Origin of the sequence: Azospirillum sp. TSO5 (genome assembly GCF_003116065.1) — a bacterium.
In the GTDB taxonomy this organism is placed as follows: domain Bacteria; phylum Pseudomonadota; class Alphaproteobacteria; order Azospirillales; family Azospirillaceae; genus Azospirillum.
On the sequence record NZ_LGQY01000076.1, the window covers coordinates 13398 to 29183 of the forward strand.

Genomic DNA, 15786 nt, shown 5'->3' on the forward strand with positions numbered 1-15786 from the left:
AGTAAACTACTTGTTAAGTTCTCAGATATTATATCAGCAGGAACATTGTGGTTGTCGCTACTCGCTTCAAGCCGCCCAACAACCGGCTTTTTAAAGGGTTACGATCACCTTGGGAATGAGCAGAGCCGTTGGATTAACTCAACCCTATCAGTTGATGAATTTTCGAGCTGTACGACCGAGATGAAAACCGAAGCTGACATTGAGTTTATTGCCAGAGCGATCGACCCTGACGCTTGGCAGAACTATGACGAGAGCAACGGCAACACAGCCAGTGTAAATCGCCCACTCTCATCTTTGGCCGCAGCCCAGCGCGTTCTGAATGCTGTGCACGAAGCAGGTGGACGGATTGCCGGAGCGTCGCGGCTCTCTTCTGATAATGCTCCCTGTTCAGTGTCCACACCCGACGAGAGAGAGAGCGGTACCGTGCGGGAGATCGTCCGCCACCATCACCCCGAGCGCAGAGTGCTCCTAGTCGAAGATCGCCCGGCCGTATCCGATCTGATCAAAGCTCTTCTCCAGTCCCTGCCCAATATTGCGCTCGAGGTGGAGACCAACGGCAGCGATGCCATCGATGCCGCTGGTCGGAACTGCTACGATGCTATGCTGATAAGCACCGAGCTTCAGGATATGGAGGGCCTCGATGTAATTGCGTCACTGCGGCGCCTCCCCCTTCCGTTCTGCAGCACACCGATAGTGGCGCTGATCGGGGACGCGAACCCTGCCTACCGGCTCGCAATTCTGGCTCATGGGGCGCAAGAGGTTCTTGACGGTCCCGTGCGCCTGGATGATCTCGTTAGGGTCCTGAACCGGTCCTTTCCGTCGCTCCCGGTCAACGACGAGAGGATCTGCGGGCATACGCTATCCGCAATGCTACGGGACCTAGGCCAGGAGCATGTGCCCTCGTTCGTCGCCAGGTTCGTTTCCGAGACACGAGGCAAGCTTGCCACGATGCGCTCGATCCGCGACCACGACACGATGCAAGCTGAAGCGCACACGCTCAAAGGTACATCACGCTCCTTCGGAGCATTTCAGGTCTCGTTACAAGCCAGCCAGCTTGAACAAGCAAGCCGTACCGGAGCGCCGTGGACGACGATCAACGCTCTCCTCGATGCAGCTGAACAGTCGCTCACAGATGCTGAGGCGGCTTACGCTAACTACCAGCTTCTTTGAATGTAAGCGGGGCGTGATTGCACCCGATCAGGCGTTGATGGCGGCCTTCCAATTCCAGGGGAGCTGATCGGCGGGGCGTGCGGCGGGGTAGCCGTTCACCATGCGCTCCAGGACGTTGCGCAGGTATACGAAATGCCCTTAGGAGAGCAAGCCTGCCCCCTGTGACTTTGCCTCTTCAACCATGGCCTGGGCTTCCTTCCAGCCTTGCCAGAGTGCCTCGTATTGGATTCCGGCGAGCTGGCGGTGCACAGGATCGTCTGTTTTCGCGATCACCGGCCAAGGCTCCATGTTCCGCTTCCACTTAGCGCCGAACTGGAAGAAGCCAAATCCGTAGCGCCTGAATCGCCGGCGGAAATCCTCCTCGTCTTCGCGAAACCGGTGCCGCACCAACAGATCAGCCGCGTATCCGATCAGGCCGTGAGGGCGGAGACGTAGGCCGAGATCGAGGTCCTCGCAAGCCGCCCTCCGGAAGCGCTCATCGAACCCACCAACGGCTTCAAATGCTGCGCGATTAATGACAACGGACGCGGTCACAAAGCCATCCAGTTGCCCGTCTGGCTGAGCGGGTGGGCTCAGAGTCGATTGGGCGGTGTAGTAGGAGGCGAACAGCCCAGTCGGATCCGAAGCGATCGGGCCGGTCCACGCCACCACCGGGCAGATATGGCCATGGTCCGTAAGGGCCTCCAGATAATCCGTATCCGGCCGCACACCAGCATCGAGGAACCAGAGCCATTGCGTAGACGCCAATTGGGCTCCACGGTTACGTGCTGCGGCTGGTCCACGGTTTACAGCCTGAACGCACGCTTCAACCACCAGACCGCCCTCGCACGCTTTGCGGACTTCAGCACTCGTGGCCGCCCCTGCGTCGCGCGACCCATCATCGACGACGATCACCCTGGCCGGACGCACACCAGCATGGAGTTCATTCAACGCATATAGCGTCTCGCTCAAACCGTCCGGATCGTCCTTCACGGGAATGATGACGGTGATCTCGAGGGCGGAGTACAGATGCTGCTCAATCGAATAGCTGGGAGGCAATGTCAGTGGAAGCTGCCAACGTGGGGCTTCCGCAGGCAATTTATAGTCCATTTCCTGAACGATCCGCCTATGGTTATATAGCGCCGGCTACCAGTCTTCGGTCTACACAGCTGATGTTCCGGCCAGCACGGACGCTATGACATGACCGACAGTTCTTTTATCTACTGGCTTAGTTATGAATCCGTTAAACCCCGAGCTCTTGCATAACTCAGCCGCGTCGTCGTGAGCGTTCGCTGTAACTGCAATGATTGGGATTCGCCCTCGTTCGTCTTGCCGTGCACGTATGGCTCGCGCGGCAGTAATACCGTCCATGATAGGCATCTGGACGTCCATCAACACCACATCAAAGGATCGCTTCTCTAGCGCCGTAACTGCTTCAGCACCATTCCCGACGACAGTTACTTCGTGCCCTTCCTTGCGAAGATAGAATGAAATAATGTCGGCTATCAAACCATTGTCTTCCGCGACCATGATAGACAAATTTGCCGACACTCGATCCGAAGCAGTCCCGCCAGTCCCTTGCCCCGCCGCCTCCGCAAGCGCCGCAGCCAAAGCAGACCGCCGTATAGGCTTCAGGAGAACAGTGCCGGTTTCGCCGATCAAACCATGGCTCCTGGCGGAAACCACGCGGACCAGCGGCCAGTCGGGCGGTATGCTGCTTTCGATCTGGGCCGCGGCAGGGTGGTCCATATCTAGAACGACCACTGCCCGGTTCGGGTTATCGTCCGTAGCGATTTGTTCGTTCGCGTTGAACACTTCGCAGCCAATCATGCGCAGTTTGTTCAAAACCGCGTTATGTTCTTCTGACGAACGCATGAAAGACAGAATTGGAGGAAGTCCGTTGAGACGTGCGATCGTCTCCTGTTTGTCTGTTGCACACATCGGCAAGGAGAGGCTGAATGTTGCCCCACTGCCGGCAGCGCTTTTGACAGTGACCTTCCCTCCCATCTGGTCCGCCAGTCCATGGCAGATTGCGAGCCCGAGACCGGTCCCACCAAACCGTCTTGACGCGCCGGCATCAAGTTGACTAAAGGGCTTGAATAGGCGGGGAATATCCTCGTCGCGGATCCCTGGGCCCGTGTCCTCTACGGAGACCCGCAGGTCCCTCCCACCACCGCTGCTCTCAGATGCCGAAACCGATACCTTTACGCCGCCGGCCTGGGTAAACTTCACCGCGTTGTTGACGAGATTGACGACGATCTGCCGAATACGGCCCGGATCGCCCAGTAGTTCTCGAGGCACGTCAGGCTCGACGAATGACTCAAGCCACAGTCCCTTTTCTGCAGCCGGCAGCGCGTGCAACTCAAGGGCCCCGTCAACCAGTTCCTCGATGTCATAAGCCTCGTGGACGAGTTGAACCGTTGCTCCCTCAATTCGCGAGAATTCGAGAACGTCGCTGACCACGGTGAGAAGTGCTGTCGCGGAGCTTTTGACCGCCAAGGCCCACCGGCGCTGCTCAGGGCCCGTTGAATTCCGGTGAAGCAGGTCGGCCATGCCGATTATGCCGCTCATTGGCGTCCGGATCTCATGGCTCATGGCACCGAGAAAGGCGGATTTTGCCTTACCGGCCGCCACGGCCTGATTTCGAGCGTCTTCGAGCTCAGCGACAAGAGCTGTCTTCTCATCAGCAAGCGTCTCTGCTGCCCGACGAGCTCTTTCCTCGCGTTTGATCTGGACGTAGAGCGATGTAACCAATCCGAAGGCAGTAATTGCCAATGCAGCAATCGCCCAATTTACGTGAGTCAGCTTCTCAACGAGCAGACTCCTCGCCTCTGCCTTTGACGCGCTAGCAGTTCCATGGATTTCTGCTACGAGCGGCTTGAGTGTGTTCTCAGCCTCTTGAATCATTGACGACAGCGCTGCTCGCCGTTCGCTGCCGGATGGCGCCTCGAGCAATGGCTCCCAGCTTAACACCATTTGCTCAAGTAAATTGATCCGCTTGGTCAGAGAGGGGTTTCGCTCCAAAATGAACCAATGGTCGTTCTTGAGAACGCTGAAGCGGCTAAGCAAAATATCGTACCGGACCTCAATGTCTTTTATGTTCTCAGCTCTTCGCTCAAAGTCCCGGGCCAAAGCGGAGAAGCGGTAGAACTCCACCTCAAACTGGTGCAGAGACCATTGAGAAGATTCGATCCTCTGGTTTGTCTGCGCATCCAGTTCCTTCGATATCTGGACGTCTAAGTAGGACCACAGGAGCACCATAAGCGTACCGGTCGCAGCGAGTGCCTGGAAGGCAATCCTGTTCGTGGATCGGCGTGGCTTGCAAGGCAGCTTGATAGCGTTCAACAATGTCCATGGCCGCAACATGAAAATCTTCACTCAACCTGTATGGATTTCACCTGCCATGCGCAGCGAGAAAAGAACAGCTCGCTATTCAGCGACTTATCATCGTCGAATGGGTAGATGATGAAGATCGGCCCCTTATCACGGATTGACATCGGCTTCCCGTCACGCCGCGTCGCGAGAATTGGATCATATTTAACGTCTTCAATAGGTATAGTCGTAACGTAGTCGTTCAGTGCGGTCACACGTAGCGTCCGGCCACTGGCGCCGATCTGTCGTAGGAAAGTTGACAGCTTGACACCTGAGAACTCGACTGGGTCTTGGTTCCAGGGCGTCCGGGTAGTCAGGGTTGCCAACCCCATAGCCTCGAACTCCTCCCTACTATAGCTGCGCTCCTGACCGCCGGCGGTAGAGCCGCTAACGACTAGGATCGGTGCGCCGGCATCCTGTGATGAGCTCTCAGCTGCTTGAGCTGGGGCACTGAGTCGTTCACTGTCGAAAGCAACAACAGCGCACCCCACCGATAGAAATACAAAGAAAGAGCGGTACACAGTCCTGATCATGATACCCCTTATCCCCTAGTTTGCTAACGACGTCGAAACTGCGTCTGCTGCGTTTTACCTAACGGCTGCGGCGATGATCTCCAAGCGGCTTTTCGCTCCCCTCTTCTTTAGTATCGCACTTACATGCTCTTTAACCGTTACTTCCTTAACTCCGAGCCGCTCAGCGATCGCTTTATTGCTAAGGCCCTGCACCATCAAGGAAAGCACCTCGCTCTCGCGGGCACTAAGGCTTGCGCCCTTCTGGCCACCTCTCTGAGGGCCTCGCTCACCACGGCTATCGGCGTTGCTGCTAATTCTTTGGATGGCAGGGCGAGGGGAAAACGTCATTCCAGAGACAAGTAGCTGCATAGCCGCCACGAGCGAGTTTCGAGCCAGAGACTTCGGAATATAACCAGCAGCGCCTCTTGATAGTGCCTCCTGAACGATATCTTCGTCCTCCTCGGCAGAGATGATCGCAACTGGTGTATCTGGCCTCATCTCTTTTATCCGGTCGATGCAAGAAAACCGGTCCTGTCCACCTGGGGCCATACCCGGCATGTTCAAATCCAATAAAATAAGATCGAACGCCTTGTCCCGATCGACTTCCTTGAAAGCATCGTCGAGAGTCGCCACTCCCACTACTTCACTTCCGGGAATTTCCTCATTGAGCAAGCGGGCCATAGACTCGTACAAAAACCAATGATCGTCGGCCAGTAGTATTCTCATTATTTAGTCCACCTATGGATATGCGAATACCCCCCAAAACTGGGGGCACTATATACAGGCTCCCCGTTTGGTACAACGCCCTACTCCTTCCGGTGGGGTAGGGATCTCTCCGGACGACTGGTCGCGTTCCGCGCTTCCCATGGGAGCCGCATTCCCCTGTTACAGAAATTACATCGAGGGTTAGCACACCCCGTCGTTTTTTTGCTTCTTTGTCAATGGCTTAGGCGCGATCTTCACCAACTGTGACAAAGTTGAGCATTTTTCTGTTGCCGCTTCGGCTGCCTCGCAGGTAGGGTCGCCCTACCCCTTCTTTGGTAGGGGGCTCCCCATATGGTTGGGTTGGTACGGACGCGCTCCGCCAGCCTTCCCGAGCAACTTATCCGGTACACCACAGGAGCGTCTCTGAATGTCGGCCGCCTCACTGCAACGACCTGCCGCTGCGCCCTTGGATACGGATCTGGCTGCCCGCATGATTCTGCGGTGGTTTCCCTTGCCGATCATTCGGCTGCACACCGGCCTTTCCGATGAGGCTATCCGAGAACTTTATCGTCAGCATCACGATGTGCCGCCACCGGCGTCGGCGCTCCCCGATGTCGCCGATCTCTTAGGGACAACAGCCACAGCACGTCAGGCTTCTAACTTCCTGAGCCATTACGTCCGTTTGACGCAAAGCACCGCCTACCGCCGTGTCGACGTGAATGCGCTCATCGTTTCTCATGATTTGCACCTCGCATCACGAGACCCGCATACCACTGAGCCGACTACCATCGCTGCAGCTTGGGTCCTTGCTCGGGAGCTGCGCTCCCGGGCCATTTCGTTCGTGTCTTGCGAGTGTGGGCGCGACCACGTGGTCCACAAAGAAGTGGCAGCGGCATCGTCGTGTCCTCACTGTGGTGCATCCCTGGCAAAAGGCCGCTCCTCCGTACATGACCATACCTGGCGGGATAACACCGCCGTGGATAGGGCCGTCCGCGTCAGCTAGTGTGCGCCGTCGACCGGCGCTACTACGTTCCAAGAAGGATGGCGGCAGGCTGCTATGAAGACGAATACGAGCGCCGTTGTATTTGCCCTCGACGGGCGGCGGATCACCGTCGAGCTTGAAGAAGAGTTCTGGGAGGCGCTACGGGATGTCGCGGCCCGGCAGAACACTGACCTGGCCACCCTTGTCGAGCAGCTCAACCGCCGCCGTGGGGCTGACAGCCTGACTACGGCGCTGCGCATGTTCGCAATCGCCTATTACCGGTCAGCTGTCGAAGCGCAAGAAGCCGGAGCGATTCTTCTCCGCGCGAACTGAACCCCTGCCCGAGGTCCGGACGCCCATCGCTTTGCTTGCGATCCAAAGCGATGGATGAGGTTGGGGCCGCTCCGGTGACGTCGCTCATGCTAAAGGGCACCTGCTGTCGCTGGGCAGAGTGATCCAAGTGCTTGGCGCAAGCCTCTGCCGCATGCTGCCGCGCGCGGATAAGTACACCCGCGCGATCCCCAGTCCGTACGCATCCGGTGAGTGCCGCGGTCAGGCAGCTTTCGTCTGCTCGCGGATTGCTTTCCAGTTCCAGGGCAGTAGTTCATGCAGGCGGGTTTGGGGGATGTCGTTGATGCGGGCCAGTACGTCGGCGAGCCACGCCTGGGGATCGACGTCGTTGAGCTTCGCCGTGATGATCAGGCCGTACATGATCGCCGCTCGCTGCCCGCCGCGATCGGAGCCGCAGAACAGCCACGCTTTCCTCCCGAGGGCGATCCCGCGCAGGCCGCGTTCGGCGGCGTTGTTCGTGAGACACAGCCGGCCATCGCCGAGGAAGCGGGTGAAGCCGTCCCAGCGTGTCAGCATGTAGTCCATCGCCTTGGCCACGGGGGCATGGCGGGAGAGCCGGGCGCGCTCCGTCCGCATCCAAGCTTCCAGCGCGGCTACCAGGGCGACGCCACGCTCCTGGCGTGCCGCCAGCCGCTCGGCCGTCGGCTTGCCGTTCAGGGCGCGCTCGAGTTCGAAGATTGCGTCGATGCGCCTTACGGCCTCCAGCGCCAGTGGTGAGATCGGCGGAGCATCCTTGCCGCGCTTGGTGTTCGCGGCGATGTCGGCCAACTTGAAGAAGCCGCGCCGTGCATGCGCCCAACATAGCGCGGCATGGATCGGCCCCGGCTGGCGGTCGGGTTCGTACAGCCGGTTGTAGCCGGCGAACGCATCGGCTTGCAGCCAGCCGGAGAAGCCGGCCAGATGCCGTTCGGGGTGTTCGCCCCTGCGGTCGCGCGAATAGTGGAACAGCGCCGCCGGTGGGGCTTGGCCGGCGAACGGCCGGTCGTCGCGCACATACACCCACAGCCGCCCGGTGTCGGTCTTGCCCTTGGCCAACACGGGCACCGGCGTGTCATCGCTATGCAGCCGCCCGGCCGCCATCACATGCGCCGCGATCAGGTCGTGCAGCGGCTTCAGCACCGCCGCGGCGGTGCCCACCTGGTCGGCCAGGGTGGACAGGCTGAGCGGCACGCCCTCCCGCGCGAAGCGCTCGGCCTGCCGGTTCAGCGGCTGATGCTGGCCGAACTTCTCGAACAGAAGGGTCGCCAGCAGGTTGGGACCGGCCCAGCCCCGCGGAGTGGCATGGAACGGCGCCGGCGGCTGGCTGATCGTCTCGCAGGCCCGGCAGGAGAACCGCTCGCGCACCGTCTGGATCACTTTCCATTGGCGCGGGATCACCTCCAGCGTCTCGGTGATCGTCTCGCCCAGCTTGCACAGCTTGTCCGAGCCGCAGCACGGGCAGCTCGCCGGGGCCGGCACAACGACGCGCTCGCGCGGCAGGTGGTCGGGAAAGGGCTGGCGCGAGGGCCGCTTGCGGGTGAAGGCCGCCACCGCGGTGGTCTTGGCCGCGGCCTGCTCGGCCGCCAACTCGTCCTCGCTGGCCGTCGCTTCCAGCTCTTCGAGCTGGAACTCCAGCTGGTCCAGCAGGCGCGCCTTGCGCTCGGAGCGCGTGCCGTAGAGCTCGCGCCGGAGCTTCTCGATTTCCAGCTTCAGGCTGGCGATCAGCGCCTCGGTGTTCGAAGCCATCGCCCTGGCCCGCGCCGCTTCGGCTTCCGCGGCGTCCGCCCGCGCTTCGGCCTGCGCCAAGGCGGCGCGCAGGCTGGCGATGTCGTCGGTCAAGGCGGCAGGGGGCGAAGCGGCGGTCATGGCGCCAGTTTACCCGGGATCGCACCGTCGAGCCGCCGCAATCCCCCCTGAACCGGCCCGTCGATTCACCGTGTCGCAGTCACCCTGCGGCCTCGGGCCGCCAGGTCTTCTGCGGGTTGCGCCAGTCGATGCCTTCGAGCAGATAGCCCATCTGCCCAACCGAGATCGACACTGCGCCGTCCGCCGGCGTGGGCCAGATGAACCGGCCCCGCTCCAGCCTCTTCATGAACAGGCAACTGCCCTGGCCGTCATACCAGATGATCTTCACCAGATCGCCGCGGCGCCCGCGGAAGATGAAGAGATGGCCGCTGTGCGGGTCTTGGGCGAAGCGTTCCTGGACCAGCAACGCCAAGCTCGCCCAGCCCTTGCGCATGTCGGTGTGCCCGGTGGCCAGCCATACCCGCACGCCACTCGGCATCGGGATCATGCCAGGGCACCGACGACGGCCGCCGCCAGAGCCGGATCGACCGGTCCTTCCAGACGCAGGCGTGCCCCGCTGGGCAGGATGACCTCGAGGACTGCCGGGCTTATCGCAGGCCTTGCCGGTGGCGGCAACGCTCCAGGGGGCTCTCCGACCAGCGGTTCGGTTACGGTCGGCTCCGGCGTGATGGTCACTGCGACGAAGCTGGACGGTTCGGCCACGGCGGTCCCGCTCGCCTTCATCAGCCCTCGCCAGCGGTACAGCAGACTTTCGTGCACGCCCAGCCGGCGGGCCGCTTCCGTCACCACCACGCCGGGGCGGAATGCCTCCTCGACCATTCGGACCTTCTCCGCCAGCGTGTAATTTCGCCGCCGCTCCGTCCCCGTCAGAACCTCGACCCGCTGATAAGCCATGACGTTTGCAACTCGTTTGCGTCCGCGCGATGACGCGCTACGCAAAACTCAGACGTCGGACCCTATTTTGCCAAGGCGGCACTCACCGGAGGCGTACCCCAGTCCGCCGGATCGCGCTTCAGGTCACAATGGTGCACTGCGAGGCATTCACGCCCCGCAGCCTGCCAGCAGCCTTCATGGAGCGTAACTGCCCATTTCGCGGGGGCCACTATACGCCGCTGCCCAGCTACAAGCGTCCATCCCCGACGCCAGAACATGGCGGTATGCCTGAAAGGCTTCGAAAAGCGCCGTCTTTCTCCGGCGCGGCGACCAAACCCCGCTGCTAGGATGCTGCGCCAGAACTGGAGGACGCAAGATGATCGCGTGGGTGCTACGGAATAAGGGTACACTGGTCGCGGCTCTGGTAGTTATCTACCATCCAATTAGTGCAATCTATTACCATATGAACCGTGAGAGATATCATGAATTTCTAAAGGCTAATGCTAGCGAATTCGCCTTTCTTGCCGATTACATCGACACACCTCTGTTCCGGTCTCTTGAAGTGGCAATCATGTGGTCTCCTACCGTAATTATCGCTTATGTGACCCTGGTCATGGGCACCTATTGGTACTTTCGCGAGCGCAACTCGGCTGGTGAGTAAGGCTGCATGCAGACCATCTCCGATCACGATTTCCGCCCGCCCCGCCTGACAATCCAATATGCCTTGACGGCCCTGCACCTGTGGTTCACCGACCGAATTAGCCTCGCCACCCTCCTCCTTGCTCTTCGCCATCACCCGGCCGCTGTCGCCGGCAAGGGCGGCAGTCACATCATCGATCAGCAGGCAGCCGGAGCTTACTTCGGCTCCGAACCGGCCCGGAGCAGCGAGTAACTGCCATGAAAAGCCGCCTTCGCAAGGTCCTTTGCATCACCGGTGCCGTTATCCTCGCGGTGCCTGTAGCAGTGGCCGGAGTGGGCGTTGCCACCTTCACTGCCCTCCCCTTGATTGCCTCCGCGCTGCCGCTGGAGTTGTCCCGCATAATGCTGACGGACGGCACACGCCAGGTTGAGATGCAGGGCATGATCCACATCGCTTCGCCGGAGTTCTACCGCGACGTAGCCGATCTAGTCGCTCGCCGCCGGGGCGAAGGTTGGCTCGTTTTCTACGAAGGCGTCCGCGACGACGTCGGCCGCGGCAACGGTGCTTTCTCCGATGTCCTAAACAGTTTGGGAGGTGCGCCAAACCTCCTAGAGGATACTGAGGCACATCCGTACGAAACGCTCGCGCCGGCACTCGGCGAAGGACTGGTTCTCCAAGACAACGATGCCATTGTTGGCCGGCCTGGGCCGGGTGTGCGCAACGTGGATGTGACGCTATCTGAGCTGCTCGCGGAACTCCCCCCTACCCCACCGTCCGCCCACGACCGCCAACCTGACGCGCCATTCACCTTGGCAGAAGCGCGGGAAGTATTCGACACCCTCCCCGGCTGGGTTCAGAACCGCGTGCGCGCCGCCTTCCAGATCCTGCTCTCCACCACGACATCAGGTCGATACGCACACGCGGTGCTCCCGCCGGCGATCACGACGTTGCGTGAACAGCGCGTCGCTCGCGAGATTGAGGACGCGCGCGACCGCAGTATCCTGGTGCTCTATGGTCAGCTCCACATCAATGCGATCTCATCTCACCTGATAGCCGCTGATCCGGCATGGCGGATCGTATCGACTGCTACAGTAAAGCCGTTCTGATCGTCTTGCCTCATGGAGTGAGGTTGAAGCGGACAACTGACTCATTCGCCGCGGACGCGCGCAAGAGCAGCTGCGCCGTGGGCTCTCTCCTGGCCTTCAAAACCGGCTCCGCGCGAGGTCGTAGCGGCGCAGCTTAGCAAATGTGTGGCCGGGGTCGATAAACGTCGTAATTTCTACCTGACGGTGGATGCGCAGCCGGGCAATCTGCACGGCTTTGTCCTTTAGGCCAGATTGAGCGCGCCGCGCCGGGCGGGAGGTTACGCCGGCTTCTTCGCGAGGACCTTAATCGCCCCACTGGCGCCGTGCGCTGACCGGGTCACGCCCTTCCCTTCCCCTTCTTCCTTGGCCCCTACGGCAGGGTCCGGTTTCGCGCTGTACCTCCCGTGCCCGCACTGAACTGCATTCCTGTGAACCGCCAGAGCACTTTTCAAGAATACAAACGCGCAGCGCAAACCTACTAACGCGTTATGTGACCCGCCAGAGCACCTGTAGTGGCATCGCTCATTGCTCGATGCCTGTTTGAGCTTCCACGGATGCGGCTGGACGCCAATGTCCGCTGCCCTTGGTGTTTACCCGACGTCGGGTAAAACGAATCCCGCAGGGTAAACGTGATCGTGACCGTTTTGCCGCACTTCGCTTGTACGCGTGACGCATAAGCGGCACGCTGTTGACGCACATCCCGCCACCTGCGATGCTCCGACCAGACCACCACCCTATGAGAAGAATGAGGCCGCGTGATGGAAGGATTGACGCTGAAGGCGGTGCGTGAGCAACGCGGCGCATCTCAGGCCGAATTTGCGGACTGGCTGAACGACGGCATCGGCCGAAGCTATGACCGGGCCCGCATCAGTCGTTGGGAGTCGGGGGGCGAGAAGATCCCAGCGGCCGTCGCCAACTTCGTTCGAGCCAACTCGAATGCAGCTGAGGGAAAGCTCGTGCCCGGTTTGCGCGAAGCCCTCCTGGCCAGCAGCGACAAGCTATTTGGTGTCACGTCCAATCCGCCGGCTCACCAGACTGCATGCGTGGTTCTTGCGCTTGCCAACCAAAAGGGCGGCGTAACCAAATCTACCAGCTCCTGCAACCTCGCCTTCCTTTTGGCCGAAATGGGGAAGCGCGTTCTGCTGATTGACGCCGACCCGCAAGCGAGCTCGACCCAGAGCCTCGCGGTTAACCCGATGCAGTTGGAGGCCGAACAGCGCTCCCTCACCCACTTCTTGCTCAACGAAGGCGCTGATCCAGTGCACTTCCCGGTGAAGGTTTGCGATGGCGCCTTCGACCTTATCGGCTGCTCGATCACCTTGGCGCAGGCCGAGGGCCAGCTGAAATTCGGCCAGACGCAAGGCGATAAGGTTCTCGGCGAACGCCTTGCCCCTTTGAAGCCGTCGTATGACGTTATCATCATCGACTGCCCACCGCATCTGGGGGGGCTCACGGAGAGCGCGCTTATTTCCGCCGATCAGGTCCTGATCCCGACGATCTGCGAACCGATGGCAGTGCTCGGTGTCCCTCACCTCATCAAGACCATCCAAGACGTGAAACGGCGCGGCAACCCGAAGATAGAGATCCTAGGGATCCTGCCAGCCATTTTCGAGCGCCGCTCAACTATCGACGTGCAAACCCTGGGCGATCTGCAGGCTGCGTTCGGCGCGCACATCAAGGTGTGGGACCCGATCCCGAAGCGCAAAGACTTCGCCAAGGCGGTTCAGACCGGCAAGCCCTTGTTTGCCATCGTGCCGAAAGCCGACGGTATCGAGACTTACCGCTCCATCGCACACGCCCTGCTCGCTAAGGCCCCTGCCCTGGAGACGACGAATGGCTAAGAAGTTCGCTAACACCAACCCGGCATTCGGTCTCGCAGCGGCATCGATCGACCTTGACCGGGTTACAAATCCCGATTTTCCGGAGATCAACAAGGTCCCGCTCGCGGACATACACCCAAATCCGAACCAGCCGCGGAAGACCTTCGATGAAGCCGAGCTCGCTGGCCTAGCAGCCAGCATCGACGGGCATGGTCTGAAGCAGCCAGTTTTGATCCGCCGGCGTGCTGAAGGTGGCTACATGCTGGTGGCCGGCGAACGCCGGTTCCGAGCCCACCAACTGCTCGGGCGAGATAACATCCTCGCGATCATCGTGTCGGACCGGGAGGATGTGGAGGTTACCGCTCTTGTCGAGAACCTTCAACGTGTCGACCTCACGCCCGTCGAGAGCGGTCGCGGTCTCGTGCGACTGCAAGAGCGCGCATTGGCTAAGGGAGAGAAGCTAACCCAAGAGGACCTCGCGCGCTTTATAGGTAAAAGCCAGTCTGAGGTCACCCGCCTGCTGAACATCGTCAAGCTCCCCGCGGCCGTCCTGGTCGAGTACGAGGCCATTCAAAAGGAGGTTTCGAAGTCGGCGTTGTCGGAGCTTCTTGGTATCGACGACGAGGCCGTGACGATGCGCCTTTGGGACATGGTCAAGAACGGCGCGAGCGTTGCAGAGCTTCGCAAAGCAAAGGCCGCTTCCCGGGGCGACGACAACCCTGCTCCCGAAGCCGCGACGGCGCCTAGGGCTGCGCCCATTGAGAGAGCCCGAAAGCAGTGGCGCACCATGGCGACCAGCTTGTCCAAGCAGGAAATTCGATCCGAGGACCTGTCCACTGATGATGTGGACGATCTTCGGCGGTTGCGAGATGTGATCACCGGAATCATCGGGGAGTGACTGCGCTCGTTGGGCGCGCGGGATCTGTCCATAGCTCGTAGAGGCGACCATTTACCCGACGTCGGGTAAAAACGGGTGGACAAGGGCGGTGCGCCCGCTCCTCTCCTTTTACCCGACGTCGGGTAAAGTCTGAGCTACAGGGTGCACGGCTCACAGCTGGGCACGCTCCCCCTGCCCCAACCCACGCACCGTCGTATGCGAACAGTTGACGCCGGCTGGTCCGTAGAAAGACGCCGGATTTCAGCGTCTTTCGGAGCCGCGCGACCCAACGCGAAATCTCTATTATCCGCCCCGTACAGCGAACGGACGTAGCGGGAGTGGGCGTAGTGCGGATCAAATTCGGCACCTATAAGCCGGCTGAAGGCCCGGAAGAGATTCCAGTGTTCTGGGACTCCGAAAAGGTCATGAACTCCCACTTCACGGTGATCGGCCCATCAGGGTCGGGAAAGACCACCCGCCTGCGCCGGCTTATGGCCGGCATGTCTTTAGTCAACTCGCGGATCAGGTTCGTGGTCCTCGATCCCCACGGTGACATGGGCGTTTCGGGCGAGGATTCATTCCGGTTCAGCGCCACGTCCGACCTAGGACTGAACCCTCTCACCGTCCGCGAGGACCCGGACTACGGTGGCGTCACTCGGGCCATCGAAACCTTCCTAAAGACAATCAGCCGGACCAGCCGGCCGCTCGGCTCGAAGCAGGAGCACACCCTCCACAACATCCTACTCGACCTCTACGCCTACCTCGGCTTCCACGCTGACCGGCCTGAAACGTGGAACCTGCGCTATGATGACCGGCGTAATCCTGAGATGCCCAAGCGACACCCCACCGTGAAGACGCTCAAGTGGTTCATGGAGCGCAAGATGACCCAGGTGTTTCTGGGCACCAGTTCAGAAACCGTTGCCGCGCTCGACGATCTCAGCCGCAAGCTGCGCTCGATGGATCGCGCAATCAAGAAGGAGATCCGTGGCGAGGAGACCAGCGTGGACATCGACAAGCTCAAGGACAGATGCCGTGAGCTGTTCGAGCGGTTCCTTGAAGGTATGTCCGATGGCCAGGAGGTCAGCGCACTGTTCCGCTACGGGAACAAGGAGGTCCTCCAAAGCTGTTACGAGCGGATCTGCAATCTGGAGCGCTCCGGACTGTTTCGAGCCGATACATACGAGTTCGATCCAGCAGCAGCGATCTGGCGCTACGATCTGTCAGCGCTTTCGTCCGACGGCCAGAGGATGGCGGTCGATTTCATTCTGGATGACATCTTTGCAGCGGCCCGAGGAGAGGGTCAGAAACCAGAGACCGTCATGTTCGTTCTTCTCGACGAAAGCCACAAATTTGTGTCGCCTGAGGCTGATCATATCATCAGCGTATGGGCTCGAGAGGCACGTAAGTTCGGGCTCGGCCTGATCCTCTCATCACAGAACCTGACGGACTTTCCCGACGAGATCCTCGCACAGATGGGAACAAAGTTCGTCCTCGGCGTCGACCCGATCTTTCTGGATCGCGCCGCCAAAAAGCTGAAAGTCGAACCCCGACGCTTAGAGCCTGACCCGAAAAGAATTGAGTGATTTCAGTCCCTTGTGATTCGATCGATGTTGCGAAGCATGACGAATGACAAGA

General features: G+C 60.3%; 14 protein-coding genes. 7 read left to right on the top strand and 7 right to left on the bottom strand.

From position 1 onward, the window contains the following. Positions 1-51 precede the first annotated feature (51 nt). A complete protein-coding gene (locus TSO5_RS19810; protein ID WP_136705919.1) occupies positions 52-1170 on the top strand; it encodes a response regulator in 1119 nt (372 codons plus the stop codon). Between the two features lie 138 nt (positions 1171-1308). On the opposite strand, the gene TSO5_RS19815 is transcribed toward TSO5_RS19810, so the two are convergent. From TSO5_RS19815 to TSO5_RS19830, 4 genes are read right to left on the bottom strand one after another with little or no spacing between them, the layout of a single operon-like run. Continuing rightward, positions 1309-2259, bottom strand: a complete 951-nt coding sequence (locus TSO5_RS19815) for a glycosyltransferase (protein WP_109153164.1) — start codon at positions 2257-2259, stop codon at positions 1309-1311. A gap of 51 nt (positions 2260-2310) precedes the next feature. Further along, positions 2311-4494 carry an ATP-binding protein gene (locus TSO5_RS19820; protein ID WP_158282457.1) on the bottom strand — a complete coding sequence of 728 codons (2184 nt, stop codon included), beginning with the start codon at positions 4492-4494 and terminating at the stop codon, positions 2311-2313. A 29-nt stretch (positions 4495-4523) separates the two neighbouring features. Then, positions 4524-5054 (bottom strand): oxidoreductase, encoded by a 531-nt coding sequence (locus TSO5_RS19825; RefSeq protein ID WP_109153166.1) that lies wholly within the window; start codon positions 5052-5054, stop codon positions 4524-4526. A gap of 54 nt (positions 5055-5108) precedes the next feature. Further along, positions 5109-5759, bottom strand: a complete 651-nt coding sequence (locus TSO5_RS19830) for a response regulator transcription factor (RefSeq protein ID WP_109153167.1) — start codon at positions 5757-5759, stop codon at positions 5109-5111. A gap of 1036 nt (positions 5760-6795) precedes the next feature. On the opposite strand from TSO5_RS19830, the gene TSO5_RS19840 reads away from it, so the two are divergent. After that, positions 6796-7053 carry a ribbon-helix-helix domain-containing protein gene (locus tag TSO5_RS19840; RefSeq protein WP_109153169.1) on the top strand — a complete coding sequence of 86 codons (258 nt, stop codon included), beginning with the start codon at positions 6796-6798 and terminating at the stop codon, positions 7051-7053. Positions 7054-7272: 219 nt separating this feature from the next. Here the strand turns inward: TSO5_RS19840 and TSO5_RS19845 are convergent, their stop codons facing one another. From TSO5_RS19845 to TSO5_RS19855, 3 genes are all read right to left on the bottom strand, one after another. Next, positions 7273-8916 (bottom strand): IS66 family transposase, encoded by a 1644-nt coding sequence (locus TSO5_RS19845; RefSeq protein WP_109153170.1) that lies wholly within the window; start codon positions 8914-8916, stop codon positions 7273-7275. 79 nt (positions 8917-8995) lie between these two features. After that, a complete protein-coding gene (tnpB, locus tag TSO5_RS19850; RefSeq protein WP_109153171.1) occupies positions 8996-9343 on the bottom strand; it encodes an IS66 family insertion sequence element accessory protein TnpB in 348 nt (115 codons plus the stop codon). Beyond that, complete coding sequence (locus tag TSO5_RS19855) at positions 9340-9750, bottom strand: transposase (RefSeq protein ID WP_109153172.1); 411 nt, start codon at positions 9748-9750, stop codon at positions 9340-9342. Before TSO5_RS19855 ends, tnpB begins: the two co-directional genes overlap by 4 nt. 646 nt (positions 9751-10396) lie before the next feature. On the opposite strand from TSO5_RS19855, the gene TSO5_RS19865 reads away from it, so the two are divergent. The 5 genes from TSO5_RS19865 (at position 10397) to TSO5_RS19885 (ending at position 15734) form a co-directional block, all read left to right on the top strand. Beyond that, a complete protein-coding gene (locus tag TSO5_RS19865) occupies positions 10397-10621 on the top strand; it encodes a hypothetical protein (protein ID WP_109153174.1) in 225 nt (74 codons plus the stop codon). A gap of 5 nt (positions 10622-10626) precedes the next feature. After that, the gene (locus TSO5_RS19870; protein WP_109153175.1) at positions 10627-11475 is read left to right on the top strand and encodes a hypothetical protein; all 849 of its coding nucleotides are present in this window, start codon (positions 10627-10629) and stop codon (positions 11473-11475) included. A 737-nt stretch (positions 11476-12212) separates the two neighbouring features. Next, the gene (locus tag TSO5_RS19875; protein WP_109153176.1) at positions 12213-13295 is read left to right on the top strand and encodes an AAA family ATPase; all 1083 of its coding nucleotides are present in this window, start codon (positions 12213-12215) and stop codon (positions 13293-13295) included. Continuing rightward, a complete protein-coding gene (locus tag TSO5_RS19880) occupies positions 13288-14172 on the top strand; it encodes a ParB/RepB/Spo0J family partition protein (protein WP_109153177.1) in 885 nt (294 codons plus the stop codon). Before TSO5_RS19875 ends, TSO5_RS19880 begins: the two co-directional genes overlap by 8 nt. Positions 14173-14498: 326 nt before the next feature. Continuing rightward, entirely contained in the window at positions 14499-15734 is a 1236-nt protein-coding gene (locus tag TSO5_RS19885) for a DUF87 domain-containing protein (RefSeq protein WP_146203812.1), read from the top strand. Positions 15735-15786 lie beyond the last annotated feature (52 nt).

Bases quoted from the DNA above. Each gene is read 5' to 3' on its own strand.
- TSO5_RS19865 (WP_109153174.1), top strand. From the start codon at position 10,397: ATGCAGACCATCTCCGATCACGATTTCCGCCCGCCCCGCCTGACAATC.
- TSO5_RS19875 (WP_109153176.1), top strand. From the start codon at position 12,213: ATGGAAGGATTGACGCTGAAGGCGGTGCGTGAGCAACGCGGCGCATCT.
- TSO5_RS19825 (WP_109153166.1), bottom strand. From the start codon at position 5,054: ATGATCAGGACTGTGTACCGCTCTTTCTTTGTATTTCTATCGGTGGGG.
- TSO5_RS19815 (WP_109153164.1), bottom strand. From the start codon at position 2,259: ATGGACTATAAATTGCCTGCGGAAGCCCCACGTTGGCAGCTTCCACTG.
- TSO5_RS19870 (WP_109153175.1), top strand. From the start codon at position 10,627: ATGAAAAGCCGCCTTCGCAAGGTCCTTTGCATCACCGGTGCCGTTATC.
- tnpB (WP_109153171.1), bottom strand. From the start codon at position 9,343: ATGATCCCGATGCCGAGTGGCGTGCGGGTATGGCTGGCCACCGGGCAC.
- TSO5_RS19840 (WP_109153169.1), top strand. From the start codon at position 6,796: ATGAAGACGAATACGAGCGCCGTTGTATTTGCCCTCGACGGGCGGCGG.
- TSO5_RS19880 (WP_109153177.1), top strand. From the start codon at position 13,288: ATGGCTAAGAAGTTCGCTAACACCAACCCGGCATTCGGTCTCGCAGCG.
- TSO5_RS19855 (WP_109153172.1), bottom strand. From the start codon at position 9,750: ATGGCTTATCAGCGGGTCGAGGTTCTGACGGGGACGGAGCGGCGGCGA.
- TSO5_RS19830 (WP_109153167.1), bottom strand. From the start codon at position 5,759: ATGAGAATACTACTGGCCGACGATCATTGGTTTTTGTACGAGTCTATG.
- TSO5_RS19845 (WP_109153170.1), bottom strand. From the start codon at position 8,916: ATGACCGCCGCTTCGCCCCCTGCCGCCTTGACCGACGACATCGCCAGC.